14 protein-coding genes are annotated in these 14,223 nt (G+C 72.1%); 10 read left to right on the top strand and 4 right to left on the bottom strand.

Annotated elements, in window-relative coordinates:
- Positions 1 to 18 precede the first annotated feature (18 nt).
- Genes ACFY1H_RS40185 through ACFY1H_RS40170 form a run of 4 tightly spaced genes read left to right on the top strand, consistent with a single transcriptional unit; the run spans position 19 to position 3,056 of the window.
- Positions 19 to 849 (top strand): ABC transporter ATP-binding protein, encoded by an 831-nt coding sequence (locus ACFY1H_RS40185; RefSeq protein ID WP_386955404.1) that lies wholly within the window; start codon positions 19 to 21, stop codon positions 847 to 849.
- A 38-nt stretch (positions 850 to 887) separates the two neighbouring features.
- Positions 888 to 1,973: an LLM class flavin-dependent oxidoreductase gene (locus ACFY1H_RS40180; protein WP_386955403.1), complete on the top strand. Its 1,086-nt coding sequence runs from the start codon at positions 888 to 890 to the stop codon at positions 1,971 to 1,973.
- A gap of 5 nt (positions 1,974 to 1,978) precedes the next feature.
- Complete coding sequence (locus ACFY1H_RS40175) at positions 1,979 to 2,524, top strand: YceI family protein (protein WP_386955508.1); 546 nt, start codon at positions 1,979 to 1,981, stop codon at positions 2,522 to 2,524.
- A 22-nt stretch (positions 2,525 to 2,546) separates the two neighbouring features.
- Entirely contained in the window at positions 2,547 to 3,056 is a 510-nt protein-coding gene (locus ACFY1H_RS40170) for an ester cyclase (RefSeq protein WP_386955401.1), read from the top strand.
- 45 nt (positions 3,057 to 3,101) lie between these two features.
- On the opposite strand, the gene ACFY1H_RS40165 is transcribed toward ACFY1H_RS40170, so the two are convergent.
- Complete coding sequence (locus ACFY1H_RS40165) at positions 3,102 to 4,280, bottom strand: alpha/beta hydrolase family protein (protein WP_386955399.1); 1,179 nt, start codon at positions 4,278 to 4,280, stop codon at positions 3,102 to 3,104.
- Positions 4,281 to 4,422: 142 nt separating this feature from the next.
- Positions 4,423 to 5,325, bottom strand: coding sequence for a cupin domain-containing protein (locus ACFY1H_RS40160; protein WP_386955398.1), 903 nt, complete (start codon positions 5,323 to 5,325; stop codon positions 4,423 to 4,425).
- Positions 5,326 to 6,005: 680 nt separating this feature from the next.
- On the opposite strand from ACFY1H_RS40160, the gene ACFY1H_RS40155 reads away from it, so the two are divergent.
- The 3 genes from ACFY1H_RS40155 (at position 6,006) to ACFY1H_RS40145 (ending at position 10,816) form a co-directional block, all read left to right on the top strand.
- The gene (locus ACFY1H_RS40155) at positions 6,006 to 8,768 is read left to right on the top strand and encodes an AAA family ATPase (RefSeq protein WP_386955396.1); all 2,763 of its coding nucleotides are present in this window, start codon (positions 6,006 to 6,008) and stop codon (positions 8,766 to 8,768) included.
- 39 nt (positions 8,769 to 8,807) lie between these two features.
- Positions 8,808 to 9,263: an SRPBCC family protein gene (locus tag ACFY1H_RS40150; RefSeq protein ID WP_386955395.1), complete on the top strand. Its 456-nt coding sequence runs from the start codon at positions 8,808 to 8,810 to the stop codon at positions 9,261 to 9,263.
- 1,028 nt (positions 9,264 to 10,291) lie between these two features.
- Complete coding sequence (locus tag ACFY1H_RS40145; RefSeq protein WP_386955393.1) at positions 10,292 to 10,816, top strand: hypothetical protein; 525 nt, start codon at positions 10,292 to 10,294, stop codon at positions 10,814 to 10,816.
- On the opposite strand, the gene ACFY1H_RS40140 is transcribed toward ACFY1H_RS40145, so the two are convergent.
- Together ACFY1H_RS40140 and ACFY1H_RS40135 are read right to left on the bottom strand one after the other, a co-directional pair.
- Positions 10,807 to 11,019 carry a hypothetical protein gene (locus ACFY1H_RS40140; protein ID WP_386955392.1) on the bottom strand — a complete coding sequence of 71 codons (213 nt, stop codon included), beginning with the start codon at positions 11,017 to 11,019 and terminating at the stop codon, positions 10,807 to 10,809. The genes ACFY1H_RS40145 and ACFY1H_RS40140 overlap by 10 nt on opposite strands.
- The gene (locus ACFY1H_RS40135) at positions 11,016 to 11,189 is read right to left on the bottom strand and encodes a hypothetical protein (RefSeq protein ID WP_386955390.1); all 174 of its coding nucleotides are present in this window, start codon (positions 11,187 to 11,189) and stop codon (positions 11,016 to 11,018) included. Before ACFY1H_RS40135 ends, ACFY1H_RS40140 begins: the two co-directional genes overlap by 4 nt.
- 362 nt (positions 11,190 to 11,551) lie before the next feature.
- On the opposite strand from ACFY1H_RS40135, the gene ACFY1H_RS40130 reads away from it, so the two are divergent.
- From ACFY1H_RS40130 to ACFY1H_RS40120, 3 genes are read left to right on the top strand one after another with little or no spacing between them, the layout of a single operon-like run.
- Positions 11,552 to 12,583, top strand: coding sequence for a hypothetical protein (locus ACFY1H_RS40130; RefSeq protein WP_386955388.1), 1,032 nt, complete (start codon positions 11,552 to 11,554; stop codon positions 12,581 to 12,583).
- Positions 12,584 to 12,637: 54 nt separating this feature from the next.
- Positions 12,638 to 13,264 (top strand): isochorismatase family protein, encoded by a 627-nt coding sequence (locus ACFY1H_RS40125; RefSeq protein ID WP_386955386.1) that lies wholly within the window; start codon positions 12,638 to 12,640, stop codon positions 13,262 to 13,264.
- A 25-nt stretch (positions 13,265 to 13,289) separates the two neighbouring features.
- On the top strand, positions 13,290 to 14,222 hold the full coding sequence (locus ACFY1H_RS40120; RefSeq protein WP_386955384.1) for a hypothetical protein: 933 nt from the start codon (positions 13,290 to 13,292) through the stop codon (positions 14,220 to 14,222).
- Position 14,223 lies beyond the last annotated feature (1 nt).

The following is a 14,223-nucleotide window of genomic DNA, read 5'->3' as shown; positions in this document are numbered from 1 at the left end:
ACGCGACAGGAGTTGGTGATGACCTCCATGCAGAACCCGGTCCACGCCGCGGCCCGCCCGCTCGCGGGCGGTCCGGACGCGCCGGCCGAGCCCGCGTTGCGGGTCACGGACCTCGGCCACAGCTATCCCGGGCAACCGCAGCCGGTGCTGCACGACGTGTCGTTCACCGCGGCCGACGGCGAACTGCTGACGATCGTCGGCCCGTCCGGCACGGGGAAGTCGACGCTGCTGCGCTGCCTCGCCGGGCTGCTGCGGCCCGGCCGGGGCGAGGTGTGCGTGCTCGGCAAGCCCGTGGACGGCGTGCCGGCCGGGCTCTCGATGGTCTTCCAGGACTACAGCCGCTCGCTGTTCCCGTGGATGCGCGTGGGCCGCAACGTCGAGTTCCCGTTGCGCGCCACCGGCGTGCCCGCGGCCGAACGCCGGGAACGCACCGCCGAGTCGCTGGCGGCGGTCGGGCTGGGCGACGCGCGGCGCAAGTACCCGTGGCAGCTCTCGGGCGGCATGCAGCAGCGCGTGGCCATCGCCCGCGCGCTGGCTTGCCGCCCACGGATCCTGCTGATGGACGAGCCGTTCGCGAGCGTCGACGCCCAGACCCGCGCCGACCTCGAGGACCTCACTCTGTCGGTGCGCGACCGGTTCGGCATGACGATCCTCGTGGTCACGCACGACATCGACGAGAGCGTGTACCTGTCCGACCGGGTGATCGTGCTGAGCCGGCCGCCGGCCACGGTCGCCGAGCAGGTGACGGTGGACCTGCCCGCGCCGCGCGACCAGATCACCACCCGCTCGGACCCGCGCTTCGTGCACCTGCGCGCCGACGTCGCCGCGCACATCCGCGGCGACGTCTGAAGACAACCCCGCACACCTCACAGAACCCAAGGGGAGACATGAAGTTCTCGATCTACCTCAACGCCCAGTCGCCCGACGGCGCGCACGACCTCGAAGTCGTCGAAGCCGTGACCGAGCAGGCGCGCATCGCGGACCGCAGCGGTTTCGCGGGCGTCTGCCTCACCGAGCACCACTTCACCGGCTACAACACCTACGGCAACCCGTTCACCTTCGGGGCCTACCTCGCGCCGCAGCTGGAGAACCTGCACACGATCATCTCGGTCGCGGTCCCGGCGCTGTGGAACCCGCTCAACTTCGCCGAAGCGTGCACGACGCTCGACCTGCTCACGCGCGGGCGCTGCACCATCGGTGTCGGCACGGGCGGTTCGCCGCGCGAGTACCAGGGCCTCGGCCGCGACACCGCGAACCGCGCGGCGCTGATGGACGAGGTGCTCGACGTCGCGTTCCGGGCGCTGGACAAGCGGGACGACGACGGCGTGGAGATCGGCTTCACCACCACGCACTCGAACGGGCTGCTCACCCGGCGCATCATGCCCGGCAGCTTCCGCCCGTCGATCCGGTTCGCGCGCGCCGCGCTGTCCGACCAGGGCATCCTCGACGCGGCCGGCCGCGGCTGGGCACTGCAGACCGCGCGGGACGAGCTCGACGAGACCGCGCGCAAGTGGGCGCTTTACCACGACGCGCTCGACCGCTCAGGCCACGACGAACAGACCATTCAGGACGCGCGCGACTGGTCGCTCGTGCAGAAGATGATCTACGTCGGCGAAACTGACGAGTCCGCGCTGCGCGAGGTCACGCCGGCGCTGGACTACCTCGACGCGTCGACCGCCAAGGCCTTCCAGGGCGCGGCCGGTGCGGCGAAGTTCCGGAACAGCGTGGTCGGCGTCGCGGCCAGTGACCGGGACGCGTTCGTGCGCAAGGCGATGATCGTCGGCAGCGCCGACACCGTCGCCCGCGAGATCGCGGCCCACGCCGAGCGCGGCATCGGCCACCTGGCGCTGGTTTTCCTGTACGGGCAGATGGATCCCGCGCTCGGCAACCGCTCGTTGCAGCGGTTCATCGACCACGTGATGCCGCGGTTCGCGAACACCTCGCCGGCCGTGCCGGTGGGGGTGGCGTCTTGACCACTGTGGACGAAACCACCCACCGGCCGCTGGAGACACCGGCCGGGACCTGGACGGTGGACGCGGCGCACAGCCTCGTCGCGTTTTCCGTGGTGCACATGACGATCGCGCGGGTGACGGGCCGGTTCGACGTGCTCGACGGCGAGGTCGAGGTGACCCCGTCGGGCGCGTCGGTGCACGTCCGCGTCGCGACCGCGAGCGCGTCTTCGGGCCATCCGAAACGGGACGAGCTGATCCGCTCGGTGGATTTCCTGGACACCGAACGGTTTCCCGAGCTGGAGTTCACCGCGTCGTGCGACGGGTTCTCCGCCGGCGATTGGACGTTGCCGGGCCGCTTGACGATCCGCGGGGTCACGCGGCCGATCGAGCTCGCCGTGCGCACCGGCGGTGTCGTCGACCACCGCGGCGCCACGCGCGCCGGGTTCTCCGCCCGGACGTCGCTCGACCGGCGCGAGTTCGGGCTGAAGTTCGACGGCCTGCTCGCCGGCGGCGGCGCGGTGGTGTCGAACCTCGTGGACATCGTGATCGAAGCCGAACTTGTCCGGGCCTGACCGACCTCGAAAGGACGACCGCATGCACACCCGCAGCCTCGTGACGAACCTCGTCGGCGGCGATTACCAGGATGCCGAGTACACGGAGGAGGAACGCCGCAACATCGACCTGGTCCTGAAGTTCCGCTCGGTCCCGCTGGAAGAACGCGCACAGTTCCTCAAGCCCGGCTCGACCGTGAACCGCGTCGGCATGGCCTCCCTGGCGGAGCTGTCCGGCCTGGGCATGGGCGGCTACCGCAAGGACTCCCTGCCGGATCGCTACGACGTCATCGAGGACATCGTGGCCAAGGGGGATCGCGTGTGGGCGGTGTGGTCGCTGACCGCCACCCACACCGGTGAGCTCTACGGCTTTCCCGCGACGGGCAACCGCATCGACATCACCGAGATGGCGATCTGGCGGTTCGAGGACGGGCTCGTCGCCGAGCACTGGTACTTCGCCGACGACTTCGCGTTGCTGCGGCAGCTGGGCGCGCTCCCGGAGTTCACCGACTACGCGGAGCTGACCCGCGGCCGCTGGCGCACGGCGGAATGAGCGGCGGGTGTCGTGCCACCGACCGGCGGCACGACACCCGGCTCGTCACGCGTTCTTGGTGAACGTCTCGTCGATCCACGCGGTGACCGTCGGCCACACGGGGTGGGCCGGCTGCACCACGTCGAAGTGGGTCGCGCCCTCGACCTCGACGTAGCGGGCGCTGCCGCCGCCGGCGTTGGTCTTCTCCGCGTAACGGCGGCTCCAGTCGGCGGGCACGGCCTCGTCCGCGGTGCCGTGCACGGCGAGCACCGGAACCCCGGGGTTGGCCAGCTCGAGCGGGGAGGTCCAGCCGTAGCGCTCGGGGTTCTCCGCGTAGTGCGCGCCGACCAGGAGCGGCACGATGCCCTCCGCGACCTGCGCGGCGACGATCGGCCACACTTCCGGACGGGCGGCCTCGGGCGCGTCCTTCGGCGGCTCGGCGTCGGGGTCGGCCAGCACCGTGCCGAACCCGGTGGCGTCGCCCGTCTTCAGGTCGAGCGCGCCGGCGAGCGAGACGATGCCGAGCGGGGTCGCCTTCGGGTTCGCGCCCGGAGCTTCGGCGGGCAGAGCGCCGCGGTGGGCGGCCCAGGTGGTGAGGTGCCCGCCGGCCGAGTGCCCGACGATGACGACCCGGCCCGGGTCGAGCGCGGGATCCATCCCGTCGACCGCGTCCACGGCCGCCGCGATGTCGAGGAACGTGCCGGGCCAGCCGCCGCCCGGCTCGCCGATGCGGCGGTACTCGATGTTCCACACCGCGTACCCGCGGCCGAGGAAGTCGTCGACGACGTCGGTGATCTGGCGGCGGTCCCACATGGCGGTCCAGTAGCCGCCGTGGACGACGACCACGACCGGGAACGGTCCGGTGCCCTCGGGCAGGTACAGCTCGCCGACCTGCGAGGGCTCGGGCCCGTAGGCCACGGTGCGCACGCGGCGCTCGACGGCGAGCGTCTCCTGGGCGTCGTCGTAGCGCACGCCGCGTTCGGCGCTCACCAGCGCGTCGATCGTGGCGAAGAACGCGCCGATCGCGGGCAGGTTCGCGCCCTTGGCCTTCGACTCGTCCCACGCGGCGTCGTCGGACCACTCGACGAAGTCCAGCCACGTGTTCTCGGCCACCCGCACCAGCCGCGCGGAGAGGAACCCGCGCCGGTCGGCCCGGAACGCCTCCACCATCGCCGGGCGCGCGGCCAGCATCGCCCGGGTGTTCTCCTCGGCCACCGTGAAGGTGGTCATCTCGACGACGGACATCGTCTGCTCCTGGTTCTGGTCGTTCTCCGGTGCCGCCCGCGCTGTCCGGGACGCGCACCGCCGCGGCGCCGCCGGCGGTGCGTCCGCACCGGGATTTCCCGACTGGTCATGAATCTTTACCGTCAATAGATGCGACGACAGGCTACTGCCGCGTGCACTGGCTCGTCACCGCGTGCTTGCGGAAACGGGCAGGCGGAGTGCCCACTGTGGCACGGAACGCCTGCGCGAAGGCCGATTCCGAGCGGTACCCGACCTCGCTCGCCACGCGCGCCACCGAGAGGTCCGAGCGCGTCAGCAGGTCGGCGGCCACCATCATCCGGATCGAGGTGAGCAGCGTCGCGACCGTGATGCCGGTGCGGGCGGTGAAGCGGCGCAGGAACGTGGCACGCGACATCCGCGCCTCCGTCGCCATGCGGTCGATGGTCCACGACTCGCCCGGGCGTTCCACGACCAGCGCGATCACCCGGCCCAGCACGTCGTCGCCCATGGCGGTCCACAGGGCGGGCGTGTCGAGCCGCTGGTCGGGGCGGCTGCGCAGCGACATGGCGAGCAGCGCGTCGCACAGCGAGCACACGATGGCGCCGGTGCCGGGTCCGTCGGAATCCGCTTCGCCGCGCAGGACGTCGGCCAGCGCGAGCGCCGGGCGGTCCATCGTGACGTGCACCAGCGAGGGCAGCAGGCGGAACAGCAGCGCGCCCGCGGCCGAGTCGAAGCGGTAGTGGCCGCAGAACAGGTCGAGCTCGTGCTCGGCGCCGAGGGACTTGCGCGTGGTGAACGTCGCGCCCGGCTCCTCCTCGAACCGGCGCCGGCGGCCCGAGGCCGCGGTCACCGTGTGGGCGTCGCCGTGGGGGAGCAGGAGGTAGTCGCCCGGGCCCAGGTCGACTGTGGACGTGCCGGTGGTCACCGTGCAGCGTCCTTGCAGGACAAGGTGGAACTGCACCTCACCCGGCGGCGCGGCCTCGTGGTCCAAAGTGAACTGTCCGGCCATCAGGCACCGCACGTCGAGACGGCCCTCGAGGTGCGCCAGCCGGATGAGTCTGCTCACCCCGTCCATGAACCGATCCCGACAGAAAATGAGCCGATCATCCGTAGTCCCCTCTCGCGATCCAGTCCATCATGTGTCAGCGGAGAATGAGTATCAACCGAAAGGCGTTCATGTCGAACACGTCTTCCGCCGAAGGTGTCGCGGCGGGCCTCTCCGTAACCGTGGTTACCGGCAGCTTATTCCTCGGTGAATCTCTGCCGGCGCTCGGCCGCCTTCGGAGTGGGATGGACTGGTAGCCGAGGACACCGGAAGGCGGCCGCGGGTGGTTTGACCGAGGTCGAATTTTGTTGGTGTCACTGGATTTTCGGCGAACCCGGTGTCGCCTGAGATCAGGTAGTTCATTAAGATGACTTCTATCGTTGCGCGGTTCTGGACGCCGATCGCGACGACGAGTACGAACTGTCCGGATCGATCGCTGTCTCTGCTGCTTCACTGCCGATCCGGCTTGTCGTGAATATTTCATCGACCCGGGTGGCGATTACGGCGGCCCTGAAGAAGGAACGAGTGCGGACCCACGGCATCGGACACGCGCACGGCGGCTCGGACCGCCGCGCGGCCCGCCAACTTGTCCGCTTCGGCAGGCTAGCCGCGGCTCCGGGCGGCGCCGGTCGCTCCGGCCCGGCCGGCGGCACCGGCGCGCGGCTGTGGCACCGGCTGCGGGAGCCCGGGAGGGCCGAGCCGTGCCGCTGATCGGCCGTGACGACGAGATCGCCTCGATCCGCTCCTTCTTCGAAGGCGCCGGCGTGCGCGGTGGTGCCCTGCTGGTGGTGGGGGAGGCCGGGGTCGGCAAGAGCGCCGTGCTCGACGAGTTCGCCGCCGGGGAGGCCGGCCGCGGCACGCGGGTCCTGCGGGCGGCGGGCGCGCAGTTCGAGGCCGAGGTCGGCTACTCCGCGCTCAACCAGCTGCTCTTCCCGCTCGGCGAGGAGATGGCCGCCCTCACCGACACCCACCGCACGGCGCTGCGGTGCGCGCTCGGCTTCGAGGTCGGCGCGGCACCCGACCGGCTCGTGGTGTCGAACGCGGCGCTGCTGTGGCTGCGGTCCGTCGCGGCCGAAACGCCACTGCTGATCGTGATCGACGACCTGCACTGGGTGGACCGGGCCAGCGCCGAGGTGCTCGGCTTCGTCGCCCGCCGCCTGGTCGGCAGCCCGATCGTCTTCCTCGCCGCCTGCCGTTCGGCCGAGCGCGGGTTCTTCCAGGACAGCGGGCTGGCCGAGGCCGTGCTGCCCCCGCTGCCCGCGCGGGCGGCCCGCACGCTCGTGGACCGGCACTTCCCCGAGCTGGCGCCCGCCGTGCGGAGCCGGCTGCTCGCCGAAGCCGCGGGCAACCCGCTCGCACTGCTGGAGCTGCCGTCCGCGCTCGACGGGGACCAGCGGACGGACTTCACCACATTGCCCGAGGTCCTGCCGCTGTCGGACCGGCTGCAGGTGCTGTTCACCTCCCGGGTGCGGGGCCTGCCGGAACGCTGCCGGCTGATGATGCTGCTCGGGGCGCTCGGCGGCAGCGTCGAGGTGGCCCGGTTGCGCACCGCGGGCGGCGAGACGTGCGACCTCGACGACCTGGCCCCGGCCGAAGCCGCCCGGCTGGTGCAGCTGAGCGGCACCCGTCTCGGCTTCCGGCACCCGCTGATCGGCGCCGCAGTGGTCGAGGCGTCGGCGGAACGCGAACGGCGCTGGGCCCATCGCGCGCTGGCCGGAGTCGTCGCGACGCCCGAACGCCGCGTGCGGCACCTGGCCGAGTCGTCCGTCGGCGTCGACGCCGACATCGCGGCCCAGCTGGACGAGACGGCGCAGGCCCTGCTGCGCCAGGGCGACGCACTGGGCGCGGTGGCCGCGCTGACCCGCGCCGCCGAGCTCAGCCCCGACCCGGCCGACCGCGGCCGCCGGCTCGCCGAGGCCGCGTACGTCGGAGCCGACGCCGGTGGTGAGCTGGCCACGGCCAGCCGCCTGCTGGGCGACGCCCGCCGGTCCGGCTCCCTGCCGACACATTCGCTGCCCGGCGCCGCCGCGGCGGCGCACCTGCTGATCAACTCCGACGGCGACGTCACCACGGCCCACCGGCTGCTGGCCGGGGCCGTCGAGGCCGGCGACCACGGGTTCGACGCCGGTGACGCGGTGCTCGTGGAGGCGCTGCTCAACCTGCTCCTGATCAGCTGGTACGTCGGCACGCGGCAGGCGTGGGAGACCTTCCACCGCCTGGTCGGGCGGCTGAAGCCGGAGCCGCCGCCGGTGCTGCGCGTGAACGCGACGGTGTTCTCCGACCCGGCGCGCGCGACCGACGACGACGTCGCCAAGCTCGACGCCGTGATCGACACCGTGGGCGGCGACGAGGACCCGACCCGGCTCATCCGCATCGGCACCGCCGCCGTGTTCGCCGACCGGCTGCCCCGGCTGCGGGAGGCCGAACGGCACCTCGCGCAGTCGCGCCACGCCGGCAAGGGACCGGCCCGCCGCCACCTGGGCGCGCTGATGCACCTGGGGATCGACGGCTTCCAGTCGGGCCGCTGGGACGAGGCGTGGCAGTTCGCCGACGAGGGCCTCGCCGTCTGCACCGAGCACGGCCTGCGTTTCTTCCCCTGGTACTTCCACTGGGTGCAGGCCCTCGTCGCCGCCGGCCGTGGCGAGGTCGAGGCCGCGCGGCAGCTGACCGACGACATGACGCGGTGGGCGATCGCGCACCAGGCCGCCGGCATCACGTACTTCGCGTGGCAGGCTCGTGCGCTGTCCGACGTCGGCGCCGGCGAGTACGACGACGCCTACCACCACGCGACGCAGGTCAGCCCGGCGGGAGACCTCGCGCGGTACCGCCCGAGCGCGCTCTGGGTGGCGCCGGACCTCGTCGAAGCGGCGCTGATCACCGGGCGCCGCGCCGAGGCGAACGCGCACGCGGCCGCACTGCGCGAGGCCCGGCTGGGCAAGCTGTCACCCCGCCTGCGGCTGGTCACGGCGGCGGCGACCGCGATGACGGCGGACGACGACACCGCCCGAGAACGGTTCGAGGCGGCGCTGTCCGGTCCCGCACTCGACCGCTGGCCGTTCGACCTGGCCCGCGTGCGCCTCGCGTACGGGGAACGGTTGCGCCGGCTGCGGAGCACGAGCGCTGCCCGCGAGCAGCTGACCATCGCGCACGACACGCTGGCCGCGCTCGGTGCCGTCCCGTGGCGGGACCGCGCGGCCAACGAACTGCGCGCGACCGGCGTCACGCGGCAGTCGGCGCCGGACACCAAGTCGCCGCTCACGCCGCAGGAGCGCGAGATCGCGGAGCTGGCCGGCGCCGGCCTGACCAACAAGCAGATCGGGCAGAAGCTGTTCATCTCCCACCGCACCGTGGGCGATCACCTCTACAAGATCTTCCCCAAGCTGGGCATCACCTCCCGCGCGGCGCTGCGCGACGCCCTCACCGCGTATGACGACCGGGGCCGGTCGGGCAAGCCAGTCATGTGACGGGTGCTGTGTCTACCGGCGAAGTCCACTCTCGGGGGTATGAGCACAGGAGCACACCCGGACGTCCACTGGCCGCCCGGCTGGGGGCCGGACCGTTGCGACAGCTTCGTCAGCCACGAACGTCACGTGGCGGCACCGGCCGACGCGGTGTTCACCCGGCTCGTCACGGTGGCAGAGTGGCCGACGTGGCAACGTGGCGTGGACCGGGTCGACGTCTCCGAAGAGCTGATCGTCGGTGGCCGGTTTGTGGTCGTGGCGGCGCCGCACACCCTCGACGGGATCGTGGGCGAGCTGGTCGTGCCGAGCCGGTTCGGCTGGGCCGCGGTGAGCGACCGGCTGAGCTTCTACCAGTCGTGGCTCCTGCTCGACGCGCCGAGCGGCGGCACCCGCACGGTCTTCCACGAGGCCTCGCGCGGTCCTTCGGCGCTGCTGCGCACTTCCGACCGGGCCGGGCTCACGCGTTCGTGGCTCGACGCCCTGCCGTCGTCCGTTTGATGCTCGACGGGGCCACGCGGTGGTGACGGTCCGCCGGGTGTTCGCCACCGGCCCGTTCGCCGAGACCGGCCGCCCCGTGACGGTCGAGGAAAGCGAGCACCACGGCCTCGTCGCCGTCGCCGGCCGGCAGGGGTGGCGGGAATGGGACGGGCGCACCCGGCTGTCGCCGCACGTGGTCGGCCTCTGCGACCGGCGGGACCTGACCTGCCGCCTGCTCCTGCGCAGTCGGTTTCCGGTGCACGCGGTGGACTTCCACCCGCTGCTGCCGCTGCTGGCCGTCGGGACCGGGCGGTACGACGGCGGCTTTTTCTACTACGGACAGCTGCTGTTGTGGCACTTCGGCTCCGGCCGCGCGGTGTCGGCGCTCGCCGACAGCCGGGAGATCCGGTCCGTGCGCTGGCGCCGGTGGCGCGAGGGCCGGGTGCTGGATCTCGCCGTCGCTCCCGTGCACGAGGACGAGCTCGGCCGCGAGTCCCACACCGTCGGCTACGACGCGATGCTCGAACGCGACGACTGGTTGTCGGTCCGCGACGGCGAGATCTCCTGGCAGGAGCTCGACGGGCCCTGCCGCGAAAGCGACGATCCCCGCGACGAAACCCTTGCGCGCGAGCACCTCGAAGGCCTGAGCCCCGGGTGGCGCGAGGTCGGTGCGGTGTGGCGCGTGGAGTCCCTTGCCGACGGGGCGATCGCGGCGTCTTCGGAAGGCGGTCCGGTGACCGTCTTGTCCTCTATGGACGGTGAGCGGCCGGTCGAGCGTCCGGAGTCTCGTTCTCTGCGCGATTCCGCCGCTCCTGATCGCCGGGAGCCGCCGGGGGGTTTCACCGCGTTGCCGGTCCGGAGGGCCTCGTCGTCGTACGTCACCGGAGTTTCCGGCGACGGGGCACGCTGGGTCGCAGTGGTGGATCCCGACGGTGCCGAACCGACCGCGCTGCCGCTGTTTCCCGTGGCTCCGTCGGAAGAAACTGCGGACCTGACGGAAATCGGACCTGACGGAAATCGGGGCGGCGGTCGAGCTCGACGGCGTCGCCTTGATCTACGCGACCTCCTGGTTGCGCACCGGGCCCGAGCTCGACGTCGACGGCCCTGCGGCCGATGCCCGGCACGCCGCCACCCTCGTGACGCGGCGCCGACTGCCGGACGGCGAGGCCGGGTGGCAGTTCGTGGTCGGGGCCCAGGTCCTGGCGATCGAAGCCGACGCCGCGATCGTCTACCTCAGCCTGAGCTCCGGCCTGCTCGTGGCGCTCGACGCCATGACCGGCGAGGTGCTCTGGACCCACCCGCTCGTCGTGGCCGGGCTGCCGGCGACGGGCTCGGCGCTGGCCCTGGCCGGGACCGGACGCTTGCTGGTCGGGACCACCGAGGGCCAGGTCGCCGACTGCGCGGTGCCGGCCCGCGGCGAGCTCACGGCCTACCGCAGCGCGCCCGCCGAAGGGCCCGTTTTCCGTGTGGTGCCCCGGAAACCGCCGCAGTACCTCCGGGGACTCCGAGCCGGCGCCATGCTCGGCGGTGCGACCGGATCGCTCGGCGGTACCGGCCGGCTCCGTCACCGGTAGGTGGTCAGCCACAACGCCCCGCCCCGCCCGCGAACGGCGCCCGGCACGCGCGCCACACGGTCATAAGCGCCGCCGAGCGCGCGCAGTTCCATGGCGGCCGGGGAACCAGGCCCGACCAGGTCGACCACCATCGCCGTGACGACGACGCTAGCCTTGCCGCGGCACAGGGCCCGGAACAGCTCCGGCTTGCGCTCGACGTTCACCGCACCCGGTCGAGGCTCACGATCTCGACCAGGCGCACCCGGTCCGCCGCATACCCGTGGCGCCGGCGCAGGACCGGGCTGAGGCCGTACTCCGCGGCGGCCCCGAACACGTCGCGCCGGCACACGCCGGCGCCGACGCGCGCGACGAGGCGGATCGGGTCGATCGTCACCTCGATCGGCCGGTCCAGGCGGTCCGTCGGCAGCGGTCACGGTCGTCTTCTCCGGCGGGGTCTCGGGGCGGTTCGGCAACACCCTCCTTCGCCGGAGCCCGCGCGGTGAACCGCCACACGACGGTGCGGTCGCTGGTCGCGGTGTGCCGGAGGTGTCTGTCGCCCGACCGGGGGTCATCCCATTGGGCCCAGTCGGTCGGCGGCGGCGGGGACCGTCTCCGGACCCGTCATCTGACGGGCACTGAACGCGGCCGATCCGAGCACGATGGCGTTCAGCGCGAACGCCGGGCACGACAGCGGTTCCGGCACGGTCCGGGCCGCCGAGGGGGCGGCCCGGAATCCCACTCTTCCTGGAGCACCCGTTGACGAGCACCGCCGTCCCCGCCACGCCGTCGGCCGAGCCCACCGGCGGTCCGCCGGCCGCAACCGCGCCGGCGCGGTACCCGTTCACGACGTTCGCGATCAGCTTCGGCCTGGTCGGGCTCGCCGGGGTGTGGACGAGGGCGGCGCCGGCACTCGGGTTGCCCCGTGCGGTACCGCAGGCGTTCTGGGCCGTCGCGGCGATCGCCTGGGTCTGGCTGATGATCGCCCACGCGGTGCGGGGCCTGAAGAGCGAACAGCAGCTGCTCGACCACCTGCGCCACCCCGCGCAGGGGCCGATCGCCTCGCTGGCCCCGGTCGTCGCGATGCTGCTGGCGTCCGACCTGTTCACGTGGTCCCCGGTGGCCGGACGGGTCCTGTACCTCCTCGCGCTGGCGACGTCGACGGTCTTCGCCGCCTGGATCCTCGCGTCGTGGTTCGAAGGGCGCCTCGGGCTGGAGGCCGTGCACGCCGGGTACCTGCTGCCGACGGTCGCGCCGGGCCTCATCGGCGCCGACGTCGCCCACGTGCTGGGCTACCCCGGGCCGGCGTGGGGCCTGTTCGCCGTCGGCGCGTTCTTCTCGGTGGTGATGACCCCGATCATCGTGCAGCGCCTGAGCTTCCACAGCCCGCTTCCCGAGGCGCTGCGGCCGACCACCGCGATCCTGCTCGCGCCACCGGCGGTTGCGGGGCTGGCGTGGTTCACCTTGCACGGATTCGCGGTGGACCCGATCGGCCAGGCGATCGCGGGGGTCGGCGTGCTCGTGCTGCTGGTGCAGGCGATGCTCCTGCCGCGCTACCGGAAGCTGCCCTTCTCGCTGGGCTTCTGGTCGTTCACGTTCCCGCTGGCCGCGAGCGTGTCGTTGACGGAGAAGTGGCTCCAGCTCCTGGAGCCGGCGGGCTGGCGGATCTACACCGGAGTCCTGGCCGGCGCGTTCACCGCATTCATCGCCGTGCTGGCGGCGTTCTCGCTGCGACCCGTCGCCCGGAAGCTCGGTATCTCGGGTCACCGCACCACAATCGCGGCCAACTAGTCAAAAAAATTGACCAACATGTATATTGACGAAGTAACCGAGGAGGAGTTCCCCATGGTTGAGAGCAAGTTCACCGAGCGGTTGACCCGGGACAACGCGGTGGTCGTGCTGGTCGACCACCAGGTCGGGCTGTACAGCGGCGTGCGCGACATCGCGGTGGAGGAGCTGAAGCACAACGTCGTGGGCCTGGCGAAGGCGGCGCAGGTGCTCGGCCTGCCGATCGTGGTCACCACCACCGAGGCGGACGGCATGTGGGGCCCGCTGATCCCCGAGCTGGCCGCGGTGCTGCCCGACGACCTGCCGCTGCTGGACCGCTCGACCGTGAACGCGTGGGACGACGAGCGCGTGCAGGGCGCGATCCGCGCGACCGGCCGCAAGAAGGTGATCTTCGCCGGCGTCTCCACCGAGGTGTGCCTCGCGTTCCCGGCCATCAGCGTCACCGCCGAGGGTTTCGCCGCCTACGCGGCCATCGACGCGTCGGGCACCTTCTCGCGGACGAAGCGCGAAGCGGGCCTGTTGCGGATGCAGCAGGCGGGCGTGATCCCCATCGACTACGCCACCGCCATGGTCGAGGTCCTCGCGGACAACAGCGACCCGCAGGCCGGCTACGTGTACGCGGCGCTGGAGATGCCGTTCGCCGTGCTGGTCGGGCAGATCGCCGCCGGTTACGCCAAGAACTGACCACCAGCAGGGGAGGAGAAACGTCATGACGAGCAAGATCGTGAAGCGCGCCGGGATCCTCGGCGTGGTCGCCGCGGCCGTCGCCGGGGCCGTGGTGGCGGTGTCGAGCGGCAGTGCCGAAGGCACCCAGGCCCAGTTCGGTGCGCCGGCCCAGGCGTTCGGCGTGGAGTACGACGCGTCGCACGTGTACGTGCAGCACGGTCAGCTGCCCGCCTTCATCAAGAGCTGGGAAGCGACCTTCGGCGGCACCGACAACGGCCAGAACGTCTTCGGGATCACGCCGACGCCGAGCAAGGCGCTGGCCTCGATCATCCACTCGCCGGTCGGGCTGCTCGCGGCCTACGACTACCAGACGCCCGTGCCGTTCCCGTTCGGCTCGGAGCAGACCGGCTTCGGCGTGAAGGACCCCGACGAAGCGGTGAAGGTGGCCCACCGCGCGGGCGCGACCGTGCCCGTCTCCGCGTGGACGGGCCCGGTCGGGCGGGAGGCCGTGGTCCGGTTCCCGGGCGGCTTCAGCTCCCAGATCTGGAAGCAGTTCGACATGTCCGGCTTCACCCCGCTGACCACGCAGCCGGAGTTCCGCGTGTACCTGTCCGAGGACACGGTCAACGCGTTCCTCGCCTCCTACCTGCGGTTCACCGGCGGCACCGTGATCTCCGACGTCCGCAACGCCGACGGCGGCGAGATCGGCGCTCCGGGCACCACCTACCACCGCGTCCGGATCAAGACCCCGTTCGGCAACACCGTGGTGCTGGCGAACAACGGCGACTGGAACTACCCCTACGGCCGCGACACCACCGGTTACACCGTCTCCGACGTCAACGCCACGGTCGCGAAGGCCACGGCCAGCGGCGCGACCGTCCTTTCCGGACCGTACCGGAGCAAGGACCGCACCAGTGTCCTGCTGCAGTTCCCCGGCGGCTACGTCGCCGAGGTCCACGACGGCGTCTTCCACTGAT

Source organism: Amycolatopsis sp. NPDC001319, assembly GCF_042896185.1.
GTDB lineage: Bacteria > Actinomycetota > Actinomycetes > Mycobacteriales > Pseudonocardiaceae > Amycolatopsis.
The sequence above is the reverse complement of the archived record's forward strand: the minus strand, read 5'-3'. Positions and strand labels throughout refer to the sequence as shown.